General features: G+C 67.7%; 20 protein-coding genes. 9 read left to right on the top strand and 11 right to left on the bottom strand.

Annotated elements, in window-relative coordinates:
• The first annotated feature begins 113 nt into the window (after positions 1-113).
• Both Q7T84_RS07465 and Q7T84_RS07460 read left to right on the top strand, forming a co-directional pair.
• Positions 114-938, top strand: a complete 825-nt coding sequence (locus Q7T84_RS07465) for a hypothetical protein (RefSeq protein ID WP_304807297.1) — start codon at positions 114-116, stop codon at positions 936-938.
• Positions 939-1486: 548 nt separating this feature from the next.
• On the top strand, positions 1487-2125 hold the full coding sequence (locus Q7T84_RS07460) for a glutathione S-transferase family protein (RefSeq protein ID WP_304807294.1): 639 nt from the start codon (positions 1487-1489) through the stop codon (positions 2123-2125).
• A 55-nt stretch (positions 2126-2180) separates the two neighbouring features.
• Here Q7T84_RS07460 and Q7T84_RS07455 read toward each other — a convergent pair whose 3' ends face one another.
• Positions 2181-2351 carry a hypothetical protein gene (locus tag Q7T84_RS07455; protein ID WP_304807291.1) on the bottom strand — a complete coding sequence of 57 codons (171 nt, stop codon included), beginning with the start codon at positions 2349-2351 and terminating at the stop codon, positions 2181-2183.
• Positions 2352-2448: 97 nt separating this feature from the next.
• On the opposite strand from Q7T84_RS07455, the gene Q7T84_RS07450 reads away from it, so the two are divergent.
• On the top strand, positions 2449-3375 hold the full coding sequence (locus tag Q7T84_RS07450; protein ID WP_304807289.1) for a LysR substrate-binding domain-containing protein: 927 nt from the start codon (positions 2449-2451) through the stop codon (positions 3373-3375).
• A gap of 7 nt (positions 3376-3382) precedes the next feature.
• Here the strand turns inward: Q7T84_RS07450 and Q7T84_RS07445 are convergent, their stop codons facing one another.
• Positions 3383-3799, bottom strand: coding sequence for a hypothetical protein (locus Q7T84_RS07445; RefSeq protein WP_304807286.1), 417 nt, complete (start codon positions 3797-3799; stop codon positions 3383-3385).
• A 216-nt stretch (positions 3800-4015) separates the two neighbouring features.
• Between Q7T84_RS07445 and Q7T84_RS07440 the strand changes: the two genes are divergently transcribed.
• Positions 4016-4459 (top strand): hypothetical protein, encoded by a 444-nt coding sequence (locus tag Q7T84_RS07440; RefSeq protein ID WP_304807284.1) that lies wholly within the window; start codon positions 4016-4018, stop codon positions 4457-4459.
• 54 nt (positions 4460-4513) lie between these two features.
• Here Q7T84_RS07440 and Q7T84_RS07435 read toward each other — a convergent pair whose 3' ends face one another.
• Both Q7T84_RS07435 and Q7T84_RS07430 read right to left on the bottom strand, forming a co-directional pair.
• The gene (locus Q7T84_RS07435) at positions 4514-4984 is read right to left on the bottom strand and encodes a surface-adhesin E family protein (protein ID WP_304807282.1); all 471 of its coding nucleotides are present in this window, start codon (positions 4982-4984) and stop codon (positions 4514-4516) included.
• A gap of 104 nt (positions 4985-5088) precedes the next feature.
• Entirely contained in the window at positions 5089-5760 is a 672-nt protein-coding gene (locus tag Q7T84_RS07430; protein WP_304807280.1) for a hypothetical protein, read from the bottom strand.
• Between the two features lie 181 nt (positions 5761-5941).
• Between Q7T84_RS07430 and Q7T84_RS07425 the strand changes: the two genes are divergently transcribed.
• From Q7T84_RS07425 to Q7T84_RS07410, 4 genes are all read left to right on the top strand, one after another.
• Positions 5942-6511, top strand: coding sequence for an OmpA family protein (locus tag Q7T84_RS07425; RefSeq protein ID WP_304807278.1), 570 nt, complete (start codon positions 5942-5944; stop codon positions 6509-6511).
• Positions 6512-6533: 22 nt separating this feature from the next.
• Positions 6534-7364 carry a hypothetical protein gene (locus Q7T84_RS07420; protein WP_304807276.1) on the top strand — a complete coding sequence of 277 codons (831 nt, stop codon included), beginning with the start codon at positions 6534-6536 and terminating at the stop codon, positions 7362-7364.
• Positions 7365-7407: 43 nt separating this feature from the next.
• Positions 7408-8076 (top strand): HAD family hydrolase, encoded by a 669-nt coding sequence (locus Q7T84_RS07415; RefSeq protein WP_304807274.1) that lies wholly within the window; start codon positions 7408-7410, stop codon positions 8074-8076.
• 85 nt (positions 8077-8161) lie between these two features.
• Positions 8162-8815: a glutathione S-transferase family protein gene (locus tag Q7T84_RS07410; protein ID WP_304807272.1), complete on the top strand. Its 654-nt coding sequence runs from the start codon at positions 8162-8164 to the stop codon at positions 8813-8815.
• A 62-nt stretch (positions 8816-8877) separates the two neighbouring features.
• On the opposite strand, the gene Q7T84_RS07405 is transcribed toward Q7T84_RS07410, so the two are convergent.
• The 7 genes from Q7T84_RS07405 to Q7T84_RS07375 all read right to left on the bottom strand — a co-directional run bounded on the left by Q7T84_RS07405 (position 8878) and on the right by Q7T84_RS07375 (position 17472).
• Positions 8878-9351, bottom strand: coding sequence for a VOC family protein (locus tag Q7T84_RS07405; protein ID WP_304807270.1), 474 nt, complete (start codon positions 9349-9351; stop codon positions 8878-8880).
• Between the two features lie 305 nt (positions 9352-9656).
• Positions 9657-10469, bottom strand: coding sequence for a hypothetical protein (locus tag Q7T84_RS07400; protein WP_304807268.1), 813 nt, complete (start codon positions 10467-10469; stop codon positions 9657-9659).
• Between the two features lie 68 nt (positions 10470-10537).
• On the bottom strand, positions 10538-11419 hold the full coding sequence (locus Q7T84_RS07395; RefSeq protein ID WP_304807267.1) for a hypothetical protein: 882 nt from the start codon (positions 11417-11419) through the stop codon (positions 10538-10540).
• 253 nt (positions 11420-11672) lie between these two features.
• Positions 11673-12506 carry an enoyl-CoA hydratase/isomerase family protein gene (locus Q7T84_RS07390; protein ID WP_304807266.1) on the bottom strand — a complete coding sequence of 278 codons (834 nt, stop codon included), beginning with the start codon at positions 12504-12506 and terminating at the stop codon, positions 11673-11675.
• A gap of 77 nt (positions 12507-12583) precedes the next feature.
• Positions 12584-15061 (bottom strand): TonB-dependent receptor, encoded by a 2478-nt coding sequence (locus tag Q7T84_RS07385; protein WP_304807264.1) that lies wholly within the window; start codon positions 15059-15061, stop codon positions 12584-12586.
• Positions 15062-15210: 149 nt separating this feature from the next.
• A complete protein-coding gene (locus Q7T84_RS07380) occupies positions 15211-15930 on the bottom strand; it encodes a hypothetical protein (RefSeq protein ID WP_304807261.1) in 720 nt (239 codons plus the stop codon).
• Positions 15931-16053: 123 nt separating this feature from the next.
• Entirely contained in the window at positions 16054-17472 is a 1419-nt protein-coding gene (locus tag Q7T84_RS07375) for an amidase (RefSeq protein WP_304807259.1), read from the bottom strand.
• Between the two features lie 145 nt (positions 17473-17617).
• Between Q7T84_RS07375 and Q7T84_RS07370 the strand changes: the two genes are divergently transcribed.
• On the top strand, positions 17618-18252 hold a 635-nt coding region (locus Q7T84_RS07370), incomplete at its 3' end, for an SDR family NAD(P)-dependent oxidoreductase (protein WP_304807257.1).

The raw sequence follows: 18252 nt of genomic DNA, 5'->3' as shown, positions 1-18252 counted from the left end.
TTCTAAGCGCTCGGAACAGTGTTTTTTGGGCTTCACATCCTGGGTACAACCTGGAAGCTTAGCCTTGTAAATGCACGCGGAGATGGTTCCGGTGTCCTGGGGGGGGTGGCTGAATGAATTGGTTGAGAATAGCGTTGCCTGTGATTGGCATAGCTTTGAGCGCGGGCGGGGTGGCAACAGCCCAAGTAAATGACTGCAATGCGGTGCTTCGTGGCGGTACGTTCAGCTACAGCATGATGCGAAATAACAGCTACTATCAGCAAATCGTCTACACGCGATTTCTCCAATCGACCTACGAGTCATCTAAAACGGATCAGAGTCTCGGCGCCGGCATTCCGCTTGGCGAAATGGTCATGGGTACACTGAGCTACGACCAGTCAGCTTATGAAGCCAAGAAGGCCAGCATCGACAGCACCAATTTTCAGCGCATCACGCAGATTAATGAAACGCAGACTGTCCTTGTTTCCGGTGACTCGGCAGTTCTCAACGCTTGGACGAACTGCATCAAAAACGGTGCCGGCGGACTCGCTGTGCGGTTCGAACTTCGCAATGCTCAGCTGGCGACGCTGATCATCGACTGGTTCCCTCAAGGCAACAAGTACAAGACTAAACTTTCCAGCAACATCACAATTCCGGGCGTCGACCTGCGAGCGTCCTCCGATCCTTCTTGCTTCAAGAAAGGAAAGAAAATCGTCCAAGCGGTCGGGTGTCGGTCCAATATCACACTTCCAGATGCGTGGACTCCCGCTGCGGTGACAATTGCAGCGACCGATGGCGCCGCCGACGCCTACCTCCCACCACGCATCCGCTTGATCACCGAAACTGAACCGCTGCCCCCAATTACTTGGTACAAAGAATATTTTCGCAACGGACGAAGCACTACATCACCCCAAACCTGGTTGCTTCCGCAAGCGGAGCGTGATTCAAATGGGCGATAAAGACGTCAACAGTTTCCGCGAGCGTCCATCGAGATTGGGACAACGGCCGAAGCAACACCAACTGGTGCGCAAACGCGACTGCCACTGCCACTGCTTCCCAGATCGTCTACCAATATGAGTACAATTCCGCCCAACATGGAGGAGACGGCTGGAGCTTTGGCTGTACCGCCACAGTTTTGGGCGAAAAGCAGCGAGTCCGCTGGATCGCCGACGAAGAGGCGCGCCCCACGCCAAAGGCGATGGAGGCTGAACAGTTGAAAGAGTTGAACGACCGGGAAAGGAAGGCTGGCTAACGGGCCGGTCATCTAGCGGATCTCGGAACTCGCGGGCGCGGCCGCTGGCTGGTGTCGCGAGCGAGGTCCGCTCACCACCCCTCGCAGACATCGCGAAAGGCCGCTTGCGGGCAAGGAGAATGCGGGTGGGCCGTGGGCGTGTTTCCGCTCCCGACCCAACTGAGACATCCATAATCGGCGTCAGCCGAGAGCGGCTGCTGCCAGACCGCTGTCAGCAGCCTCGGGATATGTCGTCGCAATCAACTGGAGCCGACCATGTCCGACCTCGTTTTCTACACCAACCCCATGTCGCGTGGCCGCATCATCCGCTGGATGCTCGAAGAGGTCGGTCAGCCTTATGAGACCAGAATCCTGCGCTGGGAGACCGGAGAAGCGAAGGCCGCCGACTACCTCGCCATCAATCCCATGGGCAAGGTGCCCGCCATAGTCCATGACGGGGTGGTCGTCACCGAGTGCGCCGCCATCTGCGCATACCTCGCCGACGCATTCCCCAAAGCCGGTCTCGCGCCCCCCGCGCACAGTCGGCTACGCGGTCCCTACTATCGCTGGCTGTTCTTCGGGGCTGGGCCGATCGAGCAGGCCGTGGGCGCCAAGGTGGTGAACCTGGAACCGACGAACGAGCAACGTAGCTCGTTGGGTTTCGGCTGCATGGAGGACGTCCTGGGCGCCGTCGAGGGGGCGGTCAAAGACCGCGCCCATCTCGTCGGAGACGGCTTTACGGCCGCCGACCTCTACCTCGCCTCCCACCTGTCCTGGGGGATGAACTTCGGCACAATCGAAAAGCGCCCGGCGTTCGAGACCTATGTGGAGGGCCACCTGCAGCGCCCCGCCGCCCTGCGCGCCGACGAGATCGACAACGCGCTCATCCCCGCCCAAGCACAGCCGACGCCCTGAACCAGCGCCGCCGAGACCGATCATCACGACGAGGCGGTCAAGCAAGAACGCCCGCCTAATGCGGTCCCGCGAGATGGTGCAGGTCGCAAGGTTGCGGGCCCATCGGCGTGACCGGCGCGGGTCGGTCGCGGAGCGAGGCCTTACGCGCCCGTTCGGCGAAAACCTCTTGCAGCCAGACGACCCAGCCAAAGGGAACGTCCTTATGCAACCTGTGCAGCTCTTCCATCTCCTCGCTCCTCAAAATCCGTTTCAGAAAACGGAATATCGGCGGGGCGAGGGATGATGACAAACGCGTGTTCCTGCTGCATACATAAACTCAGCTTATGCCAGACATCCTCTCATCCATCCCGCTCAACGCCATCCGGGTCTTCGAGGCGGCCGCCCGCCTGAAGAGCTTCACCCGCGCGGCCGAGGAGCTGGGGATCAGCCAGGCCGCGGTCAGTTGGCAGGTGAAGGCGCTGGAGCGCCGGCTGGACCAGGCCCTGTTCCTGCGGCTGCCGCGCGAAGTGGCCCTGACCGGCTCGGGTGAGCGGCTGTCGCATGCGGCGACCCAGGCCATGACCATCCTGCGCACCGCCCTGACCGACCTCAGCGAGACCGAGGAAGGCGTGCTGGCCATCACCTCGTTCACCACCGTCGCCAACCAGTGGCTGGCCCCCCGGATCGGCTCCTTCCAGCTCCAGCACCCGCAGATCGCCGTCCGGCTGGACACCTCCGCGCGCCTCGTCGATCTGGCCCGCGAGAACGTCGACGTCGCCCTGCGCAGCGGGTCGGGAAACTGGCCGGGCCTGGCCACCGACTACCTGTTCCCCAACATCCATACCCCGGTCTGCACGCCGGCCATGCGCGAGCGGCTGGGCGGCCTGACCCGGCCTGAGGACCTCCTGAGCGCCCCGCTGATCGGCGTGCCGGAGGAATGGGAGGTCTGGTTCGCCGCCGCCGGCGTCGGGCCGCGACGGGAGAACGCCGCGCCCCCGCGCCTGACCGGCGACAGCCAGACCCTGGAGGTCGCCTCGGCCATCGGCGGCCAGGGGATCGCCCTGGCCTGCCCGTTCTTCTTCGCCGGCGACATCGCCGCCGGCCGGATCGTCACGCCGTTCGAGATCTACGCCCACTACGACGACGGCTATTGGCTGGCCTATCCAGCCGACCGCGCCCGCGCGCCGAAGATCAGGGCCTTCCGCGACTGGCTGCTGGCCTGCGTCGCCGACGACCCGGCGCTAGCGCCCTATACGCGCCGCCAGGTCTGAGCCTGCCTTAGGACGCCACGCAGGTCGAAAGGTTCACCGGACCGGTGGCCAGCCGCTTCCACGCGCCGCCGACCTTCTGGAACTCCGACGTGCTCGAGGCCGAGCGGTATTCCGCGCGCTTGGGGTCCCAGCCTTCCCAGCCCATGGCCACCGCCACCTTGGCGGTCATGCCCTGGGCCGCCTCGTCCGACGTGATCGGCCGCTCGCCCTTGCAGGCCACCGCGAAGCCCTGGCACTGCTGGCCTTCCGACCGGTCCTTGCACTGGGCGTCGGTCGCCTTGATCTGTGCGTGCCAAGTCTTGATGGCGCCGTCGAGCCCGGCATAGGGGTCGCCGCCCTGGGCTCCGCCCGCGCTCTTCTCGCCCGGCTGGCAGGCCGCCAGCCCCAGCGCCGCCACCAGGATCGCCATGGGAAGTTTGATCACGAAGCACTCCATCAAGGTCGCCCAAATGCGGGGCGCGCCATTAGCGAGACCCGTATGGCGCCATCAAGGCGCGCCGATGACACGGCGGGGAGGAAGGTGGTTTCCTCGCCTTTTTCAGCTTTTCAGGCCCATTCAGCCTGCATTCAGCCTGACATTGAGAAAGTGTCTCCTGAACCCCGGCCATCCTCATCTGGACAAAGCCGGAAGGAGGTCAGCATGAACAAGATACTTACTGCAGCAGTGGCGGCCCTAACGATCGCCGGTAGCGTCGCGGCCGTCGCCGGCCCGGCCCAGGCCGAGCCTTACCGCTATTCCAACCGCCACAAGAGCAACAACAACGACGCCGGCATAGCCATCGCCGCCGGGATTGTCGGCTTGGCGATCGGGGCGGCCGTCGCCAGCTCCAACAGCAACAAGCGCAACTCGTCCTACTATTACGACAACGGCTATCAACAGCAGGGCTACCCCGGCGCCTACGGCAACAGCTACTACGGCAACGGCTATCAGCAGCCCTACTATGGCGGCGGCGGGTACGCCGCTCCCTACGGCTATGGCCAAGATCGCTACGCCTACGCCCCGCGGGTCTGCACCAGCCGCGAACGCGTCTACGACCGCTACAGCGGCCGGCCCTCGACCATCACCCGTCAGTACGCCTGCTAGCGTAGCGACGGCTTAGGGCAGGACGCGGCCTCGTCGATCGGCGGGGCCGTCGTTCTATTTCGGTCCATTCATCAGCGCGTCGCGGACCACCGCCTGGAAGTCGAAGATCGACATGCTCTGGCCCGAGACCCGCGTCGGCTTGCCGGCGCAGACCTTGTCCAGCAGGTCGAAGCGGTCGTCGCCCGGGTTCACGGTCTGCCACTCGCCCGGCGTCTCCACCGCGCGCAGCGTCACCCCGGCCGGGGACACGAACCGGCGCGAGATATCGCGCGTGCGCCCCATGTCGCAGCCAAATTCCCGATAGGTCGCCACCATGCTCGCCCCGTCCATCGGCGTGCGGACGATCTGATAGACCCAGGCGTGGGCGTTGATCCCGTCGCGTGTGACGCTGCCGACATCATAGACCAGGGCGCTCTCGCCCTTGCGGAAGCTGATCGCATCGAACGGCGCGGCTTGCGCGCCAGGGCCGCCGATCAGGGCCAGGCCCAATGCGGCCACGGCCGCGGTTCGCATCCTGAAATTCACGCCACAGCCCTCCAAGTCAGGGTCCCGGCGCACGACATGCGTGCAGTGCTGGGACACCTAACGTTCTGACCGGCTCCAAGGTTCACGTTCGGCGCCAATGCGCCTCATGCGCCGCCAAATGCGATGATCACCCCCGCCAAGGCGACGATCGTCACCGCCTTGAAGAGCGCGCGCAGCGCCAGGGCCGCGCTCCGCACCGGCGACAGACCGTAATTGACCGAGAACCACACAGCCTGGACGCTCGCATACCAGGCGAAGGCCGCCGCCATGATCACCCAGCCGACGGCCCCGATTGTCGGCATCCGCGCCACGATGGAGGCGATGCTCAGCAACAGGGTCAGGAGCGAGCCGACGTAGCACTGGCCGAAGAAGGGCGTGCGCAGGCTCTGGCGGGTCAGCGGCTGGCCGCTCAGCGCCACCTGCTCGGCGGCCAACATCAGCGGGAACAGCGCGAACAGCAGCGAACGAAAGATCAGCAGGTTCTGGTCGGACGCCATCAGCTGGCCGAACGGCCCCGCCAGGTCCGACGGCAGCCGCACATGCGCGGCCATCTCGATCAGGTGCGCGATGCTGAGGGTCAGCATCAGGAACAGCGGCGGGCTCACCGTGTCGGTGTACTGCTCGTCCTGTATCTCCCGCTCTTCGGAGACCGTGTACTGCAGCGAGCGAATCGGATGGGCGGCCACCATCCACAGCGTGCGCGGGTAGAACAGGATCCAGGCCAGGACCTCGTAGAGGAACTCCTCCAGCGACCTGACGAATTTTATGAAGTCCATCGATCCCCCCTGCCGCCGCCTCGCCGCGACGAAGCCTGCACCGCCTTGACCTCGCCTGTCACGGCCGATCAGGCGGCCCTACAGCCAAGCTACGCCCACAATCCGCCCTCTTCGGACCCGATGGAGTCGCTCCTTGAGGGAATAACTACGGTTCGAATGAACCCAATTGGAGGGACTTCTCATGCTGCTGAACATGCCGAAATTTGCGATCACCGGAGCGATCTTGTTGGGCGCCGCCAGCCTGGCGGGCTGCGCCACCAAGGATTTTGTCAACGAGCAGGTGGGAGTGGTCTCCGCCCGCGTCGACGGCCATGAAACCCGCATCCAGGGCGTCGACGCCACGGCGCGCGAGGCGCTGCAACGCGCCGACGCCGCCGGCAAGCTGGCGCAGGGCAAGTTCGTCTATGCCCCGATGCTGTCGGACGACAGCATCAAGTTCGCCGCCGGCAAGGCGACCTTGTCGCCCGAGGCACAGGCCCGGCTCGACGCCTTCGTCAGCAAGCTGAAGGGCGACAACCGCAACGTCTATATCGAGGTCCAGGGCCACACTGACGCGGCCGAAGGCAAGGCCGGCGCCTATCGCCTGGGCGAGGCCCGCGCCGAGGCGGTGCGTCGCTATCTGAGCAAGCAGGGCGTGGCGCTCAACCGTATCGCCACCATCTCCTACGGCGCCGACTCGCCGGCCGGCGAAGGCGCCGGCAAGGCCGGCCGCGAGGCCAACCGCCGCGTCGTCCTGATCGTCCTGGCCTAGCGGCGCCTGTCGGACGCGCGCCGTGAGCGACCCTCTAAGCTTCACGGCGCGAACCCGCCGCGTGCTCGCGAAACGGCGCCGTCCCCTGACCGCGGCGGCCAGCCTCGCAGGCCACGGGCTGATCGTGCTGGCGCTGCTCAACGCAGCGCCATCGCCGCCGATGGCCGTGGTCTCCGAGCCGATGTTGGTGGAGCTGGTGGCCCCACGCTTCCTGGTCCCGCCCCCGGCTCCGGTCCCGATCCCCGTCCCGGCGCCTGATCCGGCGCCAGAGCCGCCCGCCCCCGTCACGCCTACGCCGCCGGTCCCCGAGCCGACGCCGCCCAAGCGCAGCCCGGTCAAGGCCCGCAAGGCGCTTCTGCCGGCCCCGCCCGACGTCAAGCCGCTGCCAGCCGCCGAGGCCCCCGCCGCCGACACCGCCGTCGAGGTCAGCGAGGCCCAGCTGGCCGGGGCGGCGACCGCTGGCTCCGGTTCAGGCGGCGGTTCTGGCGCGGGCTCAGGCCAAGCCGGCGGCGATTGCGACATGCTGGCGCGGCTGCAACGGGCGCTGCGCAAGGACCCGATGGTCCAGAGCGCGGTCACCCAGGTCCATCGCGGCAAGGCGATCATGGTCTGGAACGGCGGCTGGGTCCGTCACCCGGGCCAGGAGGGCGGCGGCCTGGCCGCGGTCCGCGAGGCGATGATGTGGGAGATCGGCTTCGCGCCGGAGGCCTGCCGCAAGGAGCGGGTGCGCGGCCTCGTCGTGGTCTCGCTCAAGGACGGCTCCGGCTCGGCCCGGCTGGTGCTCGGCGAAAACGACTGGCGCTGGTCGGACCTGCTGTTCGTGAAAGGAACCGCCGGCGCCTCGCAGCGATAGGCGCGGCCGGTAGATCGCCCAGCAACATGCGCTAAGCTCAGCCATGCTCTCGCCCGCTCCCACCGTGCTCTTGGATCTCGACGGCACGCTCATCGATTCAGAACCGGGCATCCTGTCCAGCTGCCATGCGGCGCTCCGCGCCCTGGGGCATGCGCCCGAGCCCTTTGGCGACCTGTCTGCGCTCATCGGCCCGCCGATCGAGGACGTCATGCGGTGGCTGCTGGAACGGTACGGGGACGATCGGGTGACCGAGGCGGTGGCCGCCTATCGCGCCGATTACGGGCAGCGCGGGCTGTTCGCCAGCCTGCCCTACCCTGGCGTCGCTGAGGCGTTGCGCGCCCTGCGGGACGCCGGAGCCCAGCTTATCCTGGCGACGTCAAAACGTCGGGAGTTCGCCCAGCGCATTCTCGAACATATCGGCCTCGATGACGCCTTCAGCGCCATCCATGGCTCGGAGCCTGGCGGCGCCCTGGACCACAAGCCTGAGCTTATCGCTCACATCGTCGAACGCCATGGGCTGGCGCCGAGCCGTTGCGTGATGGTCGGCGACCGCGGCTTCGACGTCACGGGAGCGCATGCGAACAAGATGCGCGCCCTCGGCGTCCTCTGGGGTTACGGGACCCAGGAGGAACTGGAGGCCGCCGGCGCCGACGGCCTGGTGTTCGAACCGGCCAGTCTCGCGGCGGCCGCCCTGGCCATGGCGACCGCCTAGGCGCCAGCTCGGGGCCACATCGTTCGGCTTCCTATTGTCAACGATGGCGCCGCTGGGTGATCGTGCGGCTGTTCGGAGTTCGCCGATGACCATCACCATCACCGCCTTCGAAACTTCACCTGATCGCGGCCGGGGGCTAGCGCGCGACATGGGGGTTCGCTGGGCGCTCGAGGAGGTGGGCCAAGCCTACGACGTCCGGCTCCTGTCGTTCGCCGCGATGAAGGAGCCGGCCCACCGTGCGCTTCATCCGTTCGGCCAGATCCCGACCTATGAAGACGGCGATCTCGTCCTCTTCGAGTCCGGCGCGATCGTCCTCCACATCGCCCAGCACCATGCCGGCCTGCTGCCCGGCGACGCGAACGCCCGGGCGCGCGCCGTCACCTGGATGTTCGCCGCGCTCAGCACGGTCGAACCGCCTATCGTCGAGCGCTCCATGGCCACGCTCATCGAGCGCGACAAGCCCTGGTACAATGAGCGCCTGCCGATCATCGAGGGGCGCGTGCGCGTCCAACTGGACCAGCTCTCCAGTCGGCTTGGCGACACCGACTGGCTTGACGATGAGTTCAGCGCCGGCGATCTGCTGATGGTGACCGTGCTGCGCCGATTGGCCGGGTCGGGTCTGCTGGAGGAACGCCCGAACCTCTGCGCCTACATCGCCCGCGGCGAAGCACGTCCCGCCTACCAGCGCGCCTTCGACGCGCAACTCGCGGTCTTCACCGGCCGCCCATCGACCGGCTGATCGCCCGGCCCTGGACCGCCACGAACTTCCGGCCGAGCCCGCGTCCGGAACGCGGCGGCGCCTTAACCGCGCCGCGCCGCGTCGATCGCCGCGACGTCGATCTTGGTCATGTTCATCATGGCTTCAAACGCGCGCCTGGCTTCGTCGCCGCCCGCCGCCATCGCCTCGGTCAGGACGCGCGGGGTGATTTGCCAGGAAAGCCCCCAGCGGTCCTTGCACCACCCGCAGGCGCTCTCCTGGCCGCCATTGTCGACGATGGCGTTCCAGTAACGGTCGGTCTCCTCCTGATCGTCGGTGGCGATCTGGAACGAGAAGGCTTCGTCATGCTTGAAGGCCGGTCCGCCATTCAGGCCAAGGCAAGGAATGCCGGCGACCGTGAACTCGACGGTCAGCACGTCGCCCTTCTTGCCGGACGGATAGTCGCTTGGCGCGCGCCGCACGGCGCTGACCGCGCTGTCCGGAAAGGTCTCGGCGTAGAATCGGGCGGCCGCCTCGGCGTCGTTGTCGAACCAGAGACAGATCGTGTTCTTCGCCATTGCGCGTTCCTTTCGTTTCGAAGCCGGCGTGTGGTCTTGTTCCCGATCCACAACCTACGGAACTCGGAACGATGCACATCGCTCCCCCCGGCAAATCGCGGCTCGCCTCGCAACCTCTCTGAGCGCCATCGCAAACGCCCCCTCAACCATGAGGCCAGGGCCCGATTATCGACGCCAGCCCAACAGCCGCTTCCGACCCCTCAGCGGACATTATGCTTGGCTGATCGTGGGCTTGGCTGTCGTGATCGCCTACGCTGGCGATGGTCGGCCGAAGCGCCGGCTATGTGGAGACCGCGCGTGGATTCCTATCGGTCCGCTAGGGACTGGCAGGACGGGATCACCTCCCCGAGCAGGAAGTAGCGATAGACCTCCCGCAACGCCTTAAAGAGCCATATCGCGTGACTGTGCGTCACCGGCACGTAGGGCGCCGAGCCGTATCGGCTCAAGGGGTGTTGGGCCATGACCCGATCGGAGTAGTAGTCATTGAAGTAGGCCTCTCCCGTGGCCGGCTCTGAGAACACCTGCTCGAACCGCCTGGCGACATCCTTCGATGAAGGATTGGGGTGGCCCTCGGCCTCCATCTGCCGGCGGAACAAGGAGTGGCTCGCGTCCAGCGCGACGTGGAGCGGATAGATGGCCTCTTCCGCGTAGAGGGGATGGGTGGAAAGCATTTGAGCCCGCAGAAGCGTGCGCAGGCCGCGAGTGATGAGGTGGTCGTCAAGATCGACGGCGTCGAACAGGCGCCTTTGGAGAGCGGTCGGTGCCGCATCAGACCTGAAGTCGTAAGCGCCGGGCGGGTAGGGCGGATAAGGGCCCTCATGTCTGAACGACTGCATTTGCCATTGCCCGACCAGCGCGCGTCGGACCTCGTCCTGAACTGAAGGTCGATCCAGCGCCAGGTCGTCTGTCTCTATCAGGAGCGTGGACGATAGGGGCTGCAACCGCACGAGCCCATCGTCATAGTCGACCGCCAGCGCGAGCGCCGCCAAAAGGCGAAACTCCTCCACCGACGGGTGATCGAACTCGCTGTAGGGGGCATCACCGTGCCGGAATGGCTCGACCCTGCAAGCGGTGAGGATCACCTCGTCGCTGGGAAGGTAGGCGGCGGTCGGCGTCACCAGGGGCGTGCGCCAATAGACCCCGGGCGCGGCATAGCCTCTGACGACATATCCCGTGCGTATCGGTCTCATCCCAGCCGCCCGCTCGCCGTGAGCACCAAGTGGATGAAGGCGAAGAGGCGCAGGAAGACGTAGTCGACCTGGAAAGACGTCTCCAACGGTTCCTGGCTTACTTCCGAATGGCGGATGCGATGGGTGTTTCCGATATCGGTTAGCGCCTTGGCCTCGATAGCCAGCACTACCCTAAGCTTGGAGCCTGGCCGAGCGGCGCGATCCAGCAGCGCATCGGCCGACGCGCGCTTGTCGTTACTGTCCAAAGTCTTGATGCGCTCGAAGGCGTCCAAGAGCTTCTCCAGGCCATCGCGACGATCCTCCTGCCGCGGTGCCAGGAACCGCCGGCGCGCGTCCTCGAGTAGCGCGTCGGTGTGAGCTTCCCCCGTTCGGAAGGCGGCGGTCGTCAACAACTGCCCCAGATGCGGCGGAAGAAGACGCTGAGCCTGGCCTGTGGTGCTGAGCTCGAAGGCCACCCCGTTGCGGGCGAGGATCAGGTTCACGTCGTCCACGAAACGCGCCAAGCCAGGGTGCCGGTCCCAGGTCAGGTGGTAGTGGCGCATATAGTCGTGCCAGCTGCCCTTCGCCGGCTCGCCAACCGCTTTGGCGCAAAACTCCAGCAGGTCGACGATATCGATCGTTTCAGGGAGCGTGTGCGCCTCGAGCGGCAGGTCCAGGTTCGGGATCTCGCCCGCCAGTCTAGTCGCAAAGGCGCGAATGTCCGTTCCGCACCCAAGGGTCGGCGAATCCGAACAGGACAGTGGGAAACGATAACCGAACGAGCCGTCCTCAATGCCGGTCTCGATGAGGCTGTGCAGCGCCGCCCACGTCCTGGCGTCGATGATCTCTGAGGTGCGCGCCCTGGCGCCGCGCTCATGATCGCTGAAGTAGTCGAACATGCCGCGCCTCCGCCCGCTGGGTCGATATCGTGCAAAGCTTCGCCGCAGCCGCCAAGAGCTAGTCTCGACCAAATCGCGTTTAGCGCGAGTGGACCCGCGCCCTGCCCCTCGCGGCGGGCCTCGTTCTCGGCCCCGACGCCCGCGTCCGCAAACCACCCGTCTCAGACTTTCCATGAGTCCGGTCTGCGGCAGTCTCCCTCCCCCATGAATACGGGGAAGGGCGGACCTGCCTGGGCGATAGGGGCGGCGCCGGTTAGCGCCCCTGGAAGTCGGCCGGCCGCTTTTCCAGGAACGAGGTCATCCCCTCCTTGAAATCGCTGGTCCGGATCAGTTGCAGGAACTGCAGATAGACGTGGTGGACATGGTCGTTGAACGTCTCGGTCAGGCCCATCCGCATCAGCCGCTTGGCCGACTGCACCGCCAGCGGCGCATTGGCCGCCATCTCCAGGGCGATTTCACGGGTCTTGGCGGCCAGTTCGGCGTCGGGAACCACATGGCTCACCAAGCCCAGCTCCAGGCTCTCGCGCGCCGACAGCGTGCGGCCGGTGAAGATCAGCTCGGCGGCCTTCGACCAGCCCAGCAGCCGCGGCAGGATCCAGGTCCCGCCGGACTCCGGCACCACCCCGCGCTTGACGAAGGCGGCGGCCATCTTGGCGCTCTCGCCGGCGATGCGGATGTCGCAGCCCATCGCCGTGTCCAGGCCATAGCCGGCCGCCGAGCCGTTCAGCGAGCAGATGGTCGGCTTGTCGCAGGCGAACAGCACCGTCGGCGGGGTGTTGCGCAGGTCGAGGTTCACCGACACCGTCGAGACCTGCTTGTCCGAGCCGATGCCCGAGCCTTGGGTGGCGTCCACCAGGTCGAGCCCGGCGCAGAAGGCGCGGCCCGTGCCGGTCAGCACGATGACCCGCACCTCCGGGTCCTCATTGGCCTTGATCAGCAGTTGGGTCAGCCGGGCCAGCATCGGCCCCGAGATGGTGTTCAACCGCTCGGGGCGATTGAGGGTCAGGGTCGCGATCGCGTCGGACACCTCGTACAGAACCTCGTCCGAACGATCCTTCGCCGGCATCGAATCCACCGCTGCGCTCATCGGCTTTCCATCCCTTTATGTTGTAAACTTACCCGACCCTAGGCTCAGGCCTGGCGTCGGGCAAGCTTGGCTGGGACTCAGAAGATCAGCTTGCGCACCGTCAGCCGCACCGAGCGGCCGACCGGGTCCATGATGTCGGGCTGGTAGCTGATCGGGGTGATCCCGGCCGGGGTGCGGACGTCCTGGCGGCTGTCGAACAGGTTGGTGATGGACAGCGTCGCGCGGGCGCCGCGCAGCCACCTGTGCTCGCGGGCGATGGGCTGCTGGCCGAGGTCGGCGAACAGCCGCAGGTTCACCGTGGCGAAGTCCTCGAACTCCAGGTCCTCGGACGCCGTCCCGCCGTCGACATGGGTGGCGCTCTGCCACTTGGCGTTCATCGCCACGCCGAGCCCGGCCCGGGTGTAGTTGGTCTGCAAGTCGATCTGGTGGCGGGGCGAACCGCCGCCCGCGCCCAGCGCGCCCCCGTCCAGCAGGTCGAGCTTCGGCAGGCCTGGCCGGATCAGCACGTCGTCGCGGAACGCCAGCGTGTGATAGAGGCCGACCTGGAACACCCCGCCGCGCGGACCACCGCCGCCGAAGCCTCCGAACCCACCCCCGCCGCCACGCCCGCCGCCACCCGGACCTCCGGAAAACCCGCCTGGCCCAGCACCGCCGGCCGACGGAGGAGGAGGACCGCCGCCCTCGCGCGGCGGCCGCTCGCCCGTTGGCGGCTGGCCCTCGCGCGGCGGCTGGCCTGGCGTCGTCGCCGCGCCCTGGCCGCCGGCGGCCTCAGCGCGCGCCCGGCGCATGGCCGAGATCTGCTCCGGCGTCGGGGTCGGCCCCACGGGCCGCGAATAGGTGAAGCCCCAGCGCAGTTCGTCCCGCGACTGCCGCGCGAAGTTCACCGGCCGGGCGTCGACCTGCACCAGCACCCCGTCGGCGTCGCGCCGGAAGCGCTCGGGGAAGGCGGCCTCCACCTGGGTCGAGGCCGAGGGGAACGCCACCACCGCGTCCTCGGTCCGCGTCGAGACGTAGTTGGCCTGGAAGTTCAGATTGGTCTTCTCGAACGGCTTGTAGCTGAAGCCCAGCTTCAGGACGTCCCGCTGGCCGCCGTCCAGGTCGCGCGAACCGCCGGTGACCCGGATCACCTCGACGGTCTCGCCGCGCGCGAAGTCGAACACCCGCACGCCCGGCGTCGCCGTCACCGGGTCACCCAGCTGGTTCATGGTCGGCGCCTGGTCGGTGCGGCTGAACGAGCCCATCACCCGCAGCGGCTTCACCGGCGTCCAGTTCAGCCCGCCGCCCACCGTCGCCAGGTCGCCGAAGTCCGACAGGTTCTGCAGGCCCAGATTGAGGTTGCCCGACACCTTGCCGATCTTCTCGCCCAGCCCCTCGCCGGCCCGGGTCAGCGGCACGTCGAAGCTGGCCTGCACCTGGCCGATGTTGCGCGTCAGATCGCTCGATTGGGTCAAGCCCGCCCGCAGCGCGTCGCTCTCCAACTCCATCGTCGAGAGCCGCCCCGTCAGGGTCGAGCTGATCTGCCCGGCCGGCAAGTCCCCGAACGCGCGGTTCAGGACGATGTCGGTCTGGGCCGAGGTGGTCACCGCCCGCGTCCAGTCGGTATAGGCCAGGGCCGCCAGCGCCCGGTCGGTGTTCGACTTCGACACATCGCGCGAGACCTCGGCGGTGGTCGACCACTGCCAGCCGGCATAGGCGCCGCTCAGCACCCCGGCCAGGCGGCCGTCCTCGACCTGCGATTTGCGGATCAGCGGCTCGCCGGTGGCCGACGACTGGCCGAGCCGCGACTTGGTGTCAGTCGACTGGAACGTCCCGTTGACCGTGCCTTGCACGCCCCGGCCCAGCGGCTGGGCCAGCACGGCGTTCAGCGTCACGTCGGTGGAGCCCGGCGCCAGGGTGCGGAACGCGCCCTCGCCGTCCACCACGTCGCGCTCGCTCTCCAGGATCGGTTCGACCTGCGTGACCTTGGCGTCGAGCGTCAGCCGCCGCCCCTTCTCGATCTTCAGCAGCCCGCCATGCGCCGCCACGCTCTGGCCGCCGCCGGACTGGGTCGGCGCCTGACCGATCCCCTCGGCCAGCCAGGCGCGGAAACGCTGGCGCAGCACGATGTTCACCACCTTCTGCTCGGCGGGATAGCCGTATTTCAGCGAGACCTCCTCGGGCAGGATATCCACCCGCGCGATGGCCTCGGTCGGCAGGTCGCGGATCTCGGAGAAGCCGGAGGTCCGCGCCCCGTTGATCAGCACCACCGGCCGCCCGCCGCCCTGGCCGCTGGTCGTCTGCGGCGCCAAGGCGTCCAGCAGCTCGGTCACCGTGCCCGCCCCATAGGCGCGGATCTCGCGCGGCGAGATGCTCAGTTCCGGAGCGATATCGCCGATCACCGCGCCCGGCAGGTTGCGCGTGCCGCTGACCACGAACTCCTCGACCTCGGTGTCCTCGTCATGCTCGGTGGTCTGGGCCTGGGCCGCCCCCGCCATCAGGGCCAGCGACGCCGCGCCGGCGAGCAGACGAAGGATCAGGCCGGCCGGGGCGCGGCCGTGGTTGGGAACGGAACTCAAAACGGCAATCCTGGACTCTGGAAGATCGGGAGGGGGGAGAAGCAGCTTGGCCACGAGGGCTATAGTAAAACGGATGAACGGCGACCTTCCGTCGCTGTCATGCCGCCAATTTTTCACCCTGTCGCCGACCTGAAATCTGGCCGCCGCCTTCACGCCCCGATTGGCCGCTCCACCTCGTTCCCGTCCTGGTCGGTGAACTGCGGCCCACCCTCGACATCGGCGAACCGCTGGATCAGCACCGTGAACGGTTGTAGCCCCGCCGCGCCCGCGCCCTCCCCCGCCTCGGGCTCCAGCGCCCGGCGCGTCCCGTACTTCTTGGGCGCCAGCATCGCGGTGTGCCAGCGCAGGGTCTCGATCCGCAGCCGGTCCGACCGCACGCTGGCCTCGGTCGCCTCCATGGCGATCTCGCGGCTCAGGTCGAACAACAGGTCGGCGGCCATGTCCTTGGCCCGCAGGTACATCTCGCGGAAATCGTCGTCGCGCCGCGCCCAGTTATAGATGGTCACGCTGCACGGCATGGCCGGATCGGCCCCGATCGCCAGCACGCTCTCCCCGCCCGCGATCCGCAGGCAGATCGCCTCCCCCAGCTCCGGCGTATAGGGCGACACGCTGCCGCCCCGCCGCCCCTGCCGGGTCAGCATCTTGCGCCACAGCCGCGGCTGGTCGGCCTGCCGATCCAGGGCGATGCGCCGCGCCCGTCCGACCAGCTTGGCCGCCTCATAGGCCGCCCCGAACTCAGGCTCGCGCGCCGCCCAGTCACCAAAGGTCCGCCGCGACGGCATCCCCGGCTCGCGCGCCAGGGCGTGCTGGCTCTCGCCCGCCGCCAGCCGCCGACAGATCTCCCGCCCCAGCTCAGGTGAATAACGCACAGCGGCCCGAACGCCGGCCCGTCCCAACGGTGGAAAATTGGCAGGCATCCAGACCCCATCAGACCGCGACAGGCTCAAAGCCTCTCACGAGCTTTCTAGATCGTCAAGAACAAAACCAGAACATCACGGCCCCGGCGGCCGACGTCCCGCCCAGGGCCTGGCCCGCTCCAACTGCCCGGCCAACCGGAACAGCGTCGCCTCGTCCCCCATCCTGCCGACGAACTGCAGCCCGATCGGCAGCCCCTCCTCGCTCCAGGCCAGCGGCATGCTCATCGCCGGTTGGCCGGTCAGGTTGAAGATCCGCGTATTGGGCATGAACGCCCGCCGCGCCACCCCGCCCGCGCCCGGCGCCACGCCCTGCAAGGCCCCGATGCGGATCGGCGCCGACCCCAGGGTCGAGGTCAGCAGCACGTCGAACCGCGTGAACATCGCCGCGACCTGACGGCCATAGGCGTGCACCGTCCGCAGCCCACGCACATAGTCCGCGGCGCTGGCCGAGCGGCTATGCTCATAGCGCGCGAGGGTCATCGGCTCGACATCCCCGGCCCCGATGGCCCGTCCGATCTGCTGGGCGCGGTCGTCCAGGTCGGCGGCGATATGGCCCGCCATCACCAGGCCCGAGGCCGCGACCGCCTCGCCCAACCCGTCAGGCATCGCGGCCTCCTCGACCTCGTGCCCCAGCCCCTCCAGCAAGCGCGCGACATCCATCACCGCCGCGCGGCAGCTCTCCGAAATCTCGCCCGCCTCGAAAGCCCCGGTCGTGAACGCCACCCGCAGCCGCCCCGGCGCCCGCGCCACCTCGTCCAGATAGGGCCGCTCGGGCGCCGGCGCGTGATAGGGATCGCCCGCCAACGGCCCGCACACCGCGTCCAGCAAGGCGGCGGAATCGCGCACTGAACGGGTCACCGCATGCTGCACGTCGAACCCGGCCAGCCCGTCGCTGACCGGCGCGAACGACACCCGCCCCCGCGCCGGCTTGAACCCGAACAGCCCGCAGCACGCGGCCGGGATGCGGATCGATCCTCCGGCGTCGCTGGCATGGGCGGCCGGCACGATCCCCGCCGCCACCGCCGCCGCCGAGCCGCCCGAAGATCCCCCCGCCGTCCGCGACAGGTCCCAGGGATTGCGCGTCGGCCCGTGCAGGTCCGGCTCGGTCGTCGCGTCCAGCCCCAGCTCGGGCAGATTGGTCTTGCCGAAAATCACCAGCCCCGCCCGGCGATAGGCCGCCACGATCGGCGCGTCGCCCCCGGCGACATCATCTGCAAACAACTGCGACCCGGCCGAGGTCGGCCAACCCTTCACATGGGCGGCATAGTCCTTCACCAGCATCGGAACCCCGGCCAGCGGCCCGGCGCCCTTGGGCCGCGCCGCGTCCGCCCGCGCCTCGGCCGCGTTCGAATAGACCACCGCGTTGATCGCCGGATTAACAGCGGCCATCCGCGCCAAGGCCGCCTCCAGCACCTCGCCCGCACTGACCTCGCGCCGCGCGATCAGCCCGGCCAGCCCCACCGCATCGAACTCCAGATAGTCAGACTGATCCAAGACCGCTTCCCCGACATGCCACCAGGCGGTTCTTAGCCGCGCTCCGTGGCGGAAGGGAAACGGCCCGCGACCGACCAGGGGAGCCAGACCGCCCGAGCAGGCGTTTCGGGCGTAGGCTCAATCAGAAGCAGAAGGCTCCAGCACCATGGACAGCGTGTTTCGACTGGACGGCGAAGTCGCCCTGGTGACCGGCGCCGCCGCCGGCATCGGCCGAGCGATCGCCGAAACCTTCGCCCAGGCGGGCGCCGCCGTCGTGGTGACCGACCTCAAATTGGATCAGGCCGAAGAGGCGGCCAGCGTCATCAACCAGGCGGGCGGCCGGGCCATCGGCCTGGAATGCAACGTGACCGACGAAGCCCACCGCGCGGCCGCCATCGAGGCGGCGGTGCGAACCTTCGGCAAGCTGTCGATCCTGGTGAACAACGCCGGCGGCGGCGGACCCAAGCCGTTCGACATGCCGATGAGCGACTTCGAGTGGGCCTACCAGCTCAACGTCTTCGCCGCCTTCCGCCTCATGCAGCTCGCCGCGCCGCACATGCAGCAGGCCGGCGGCGGCGCGATCCTCAACATCTCGTCGATGGCCGGCGAGAACAAGAACACCAGGATGGCCGCCTACGGCTCGTCGAAAGCCGCGGTCACTCACGTGACCCGCAACGTCGCCTTCGACCTGGGCGCCGCCGACATCCGCGTCAACGCCATCGCGCCGGGCGCCATCAAGACCGGCGCCCTGGCCAAGGTCCTGACCCCGGAAATCGAAGCCGCCATGCTGAAACACACGCC

Source organism: Phenylobacterium sp., assembly GCF_030654915.1.
Classification (GTDB): Bacteria; Pseudomonadota; Alphaproteobacteria; order Caulobacterales; family Caulobacteraceae; genus Phenylobacterium.
The sequence above is the reverse complement of the archived record's forward strand: the minus strand, read 5'-3'. Positions and strand labels throughout refer to the sequence as shown.

Bases quoted from the DNA above. Each gene is read 5' to 3' on its own strand.
- Q7T84_RS07440 (WP_304807284.1), top strand. From the start codon at position 4,016: ATGAACAAGATACTTACTGCAGCAGTGGCGGCCCTAACGATCGCCGGT.
- Q7T84_RS07450 (WP_304807289.1), top strand. From the start codon at position 2,449: ATGCCAGACATCCTCTCATCCATCCCGCTCAACGCCATCCGGGTCTTC.
- Q7T84_RS07405 (WP_304807270.1), bottom strand. From the start codon at position 9,351: ATGGCGAAGAACACGATCTGTCTCTGGTTCGACAACGACGCCGAGGCG.
- Q7T84_RS07415 (WP_304807274.1), top strand. From the start codon at position 7,408: ATGCTCTCGCCCGCTCCCACCGTGCTCTTGGATCTCGACGGCACGCTC.
- Q7T84_RS07395 (WP_304807267.1), bottom strand. From the start codon at position 11,419: ATGTTCGACTACTTCAGCGATCATGAGCGCGGCGCCAGGGCGCGCACC.
- Q7T84_RS07460 (WP_304807294.1), top strand. From the start codon at position 1,487: ATGTCCGACCTCGTTTTCTACACCAACCCCATGTCGCGTGGCCGCATC.
- Q7T84_RS07390 (WP_304807266.1), bottom strand. From the start codon at position 12,506: ATGAGCGCAGCGGTGGATTCGATGCCGGCGAAGGATCGTTCGGACGAG.
- Q7T84_RS07455 (WP_304807291.1), bottom strand. From the start codon at position 2,351: ATGGAAGAGCTGCACAGGTTGCATAAGGACGTTCCCTTTGGCTGGGTC.
- Q7T84_RS07430 (WP_304807280.1), bottom strand. From the start codon at position 5,760: ATGGACTTCATAAAATTCGTCAGGTCGCTGGAGGAGTTCCTCTACGAG.
- Q7T84_RS07410 (WP_304807272.1), top strand. From the start codon at position 8,162: ATGACCATCACCATCACCGCCTTCGAAACTTCACCTGATCGCGGCCGG.
- Q7T84_RS07465 (WP_304807297.1), top strand. From the start codon at position 114: ATGAATTGGTTGAGAATAGCGTTGCCTGTGATTGGCATAGCTTTGAGC.
- Q7T84_RS07425 (WP_304807278.1), top strand. From the start codon at position 5,942: ATGCTGCTGAACATGCCGAAATTTGCGATCACCGGAGCGATCTTGTTG.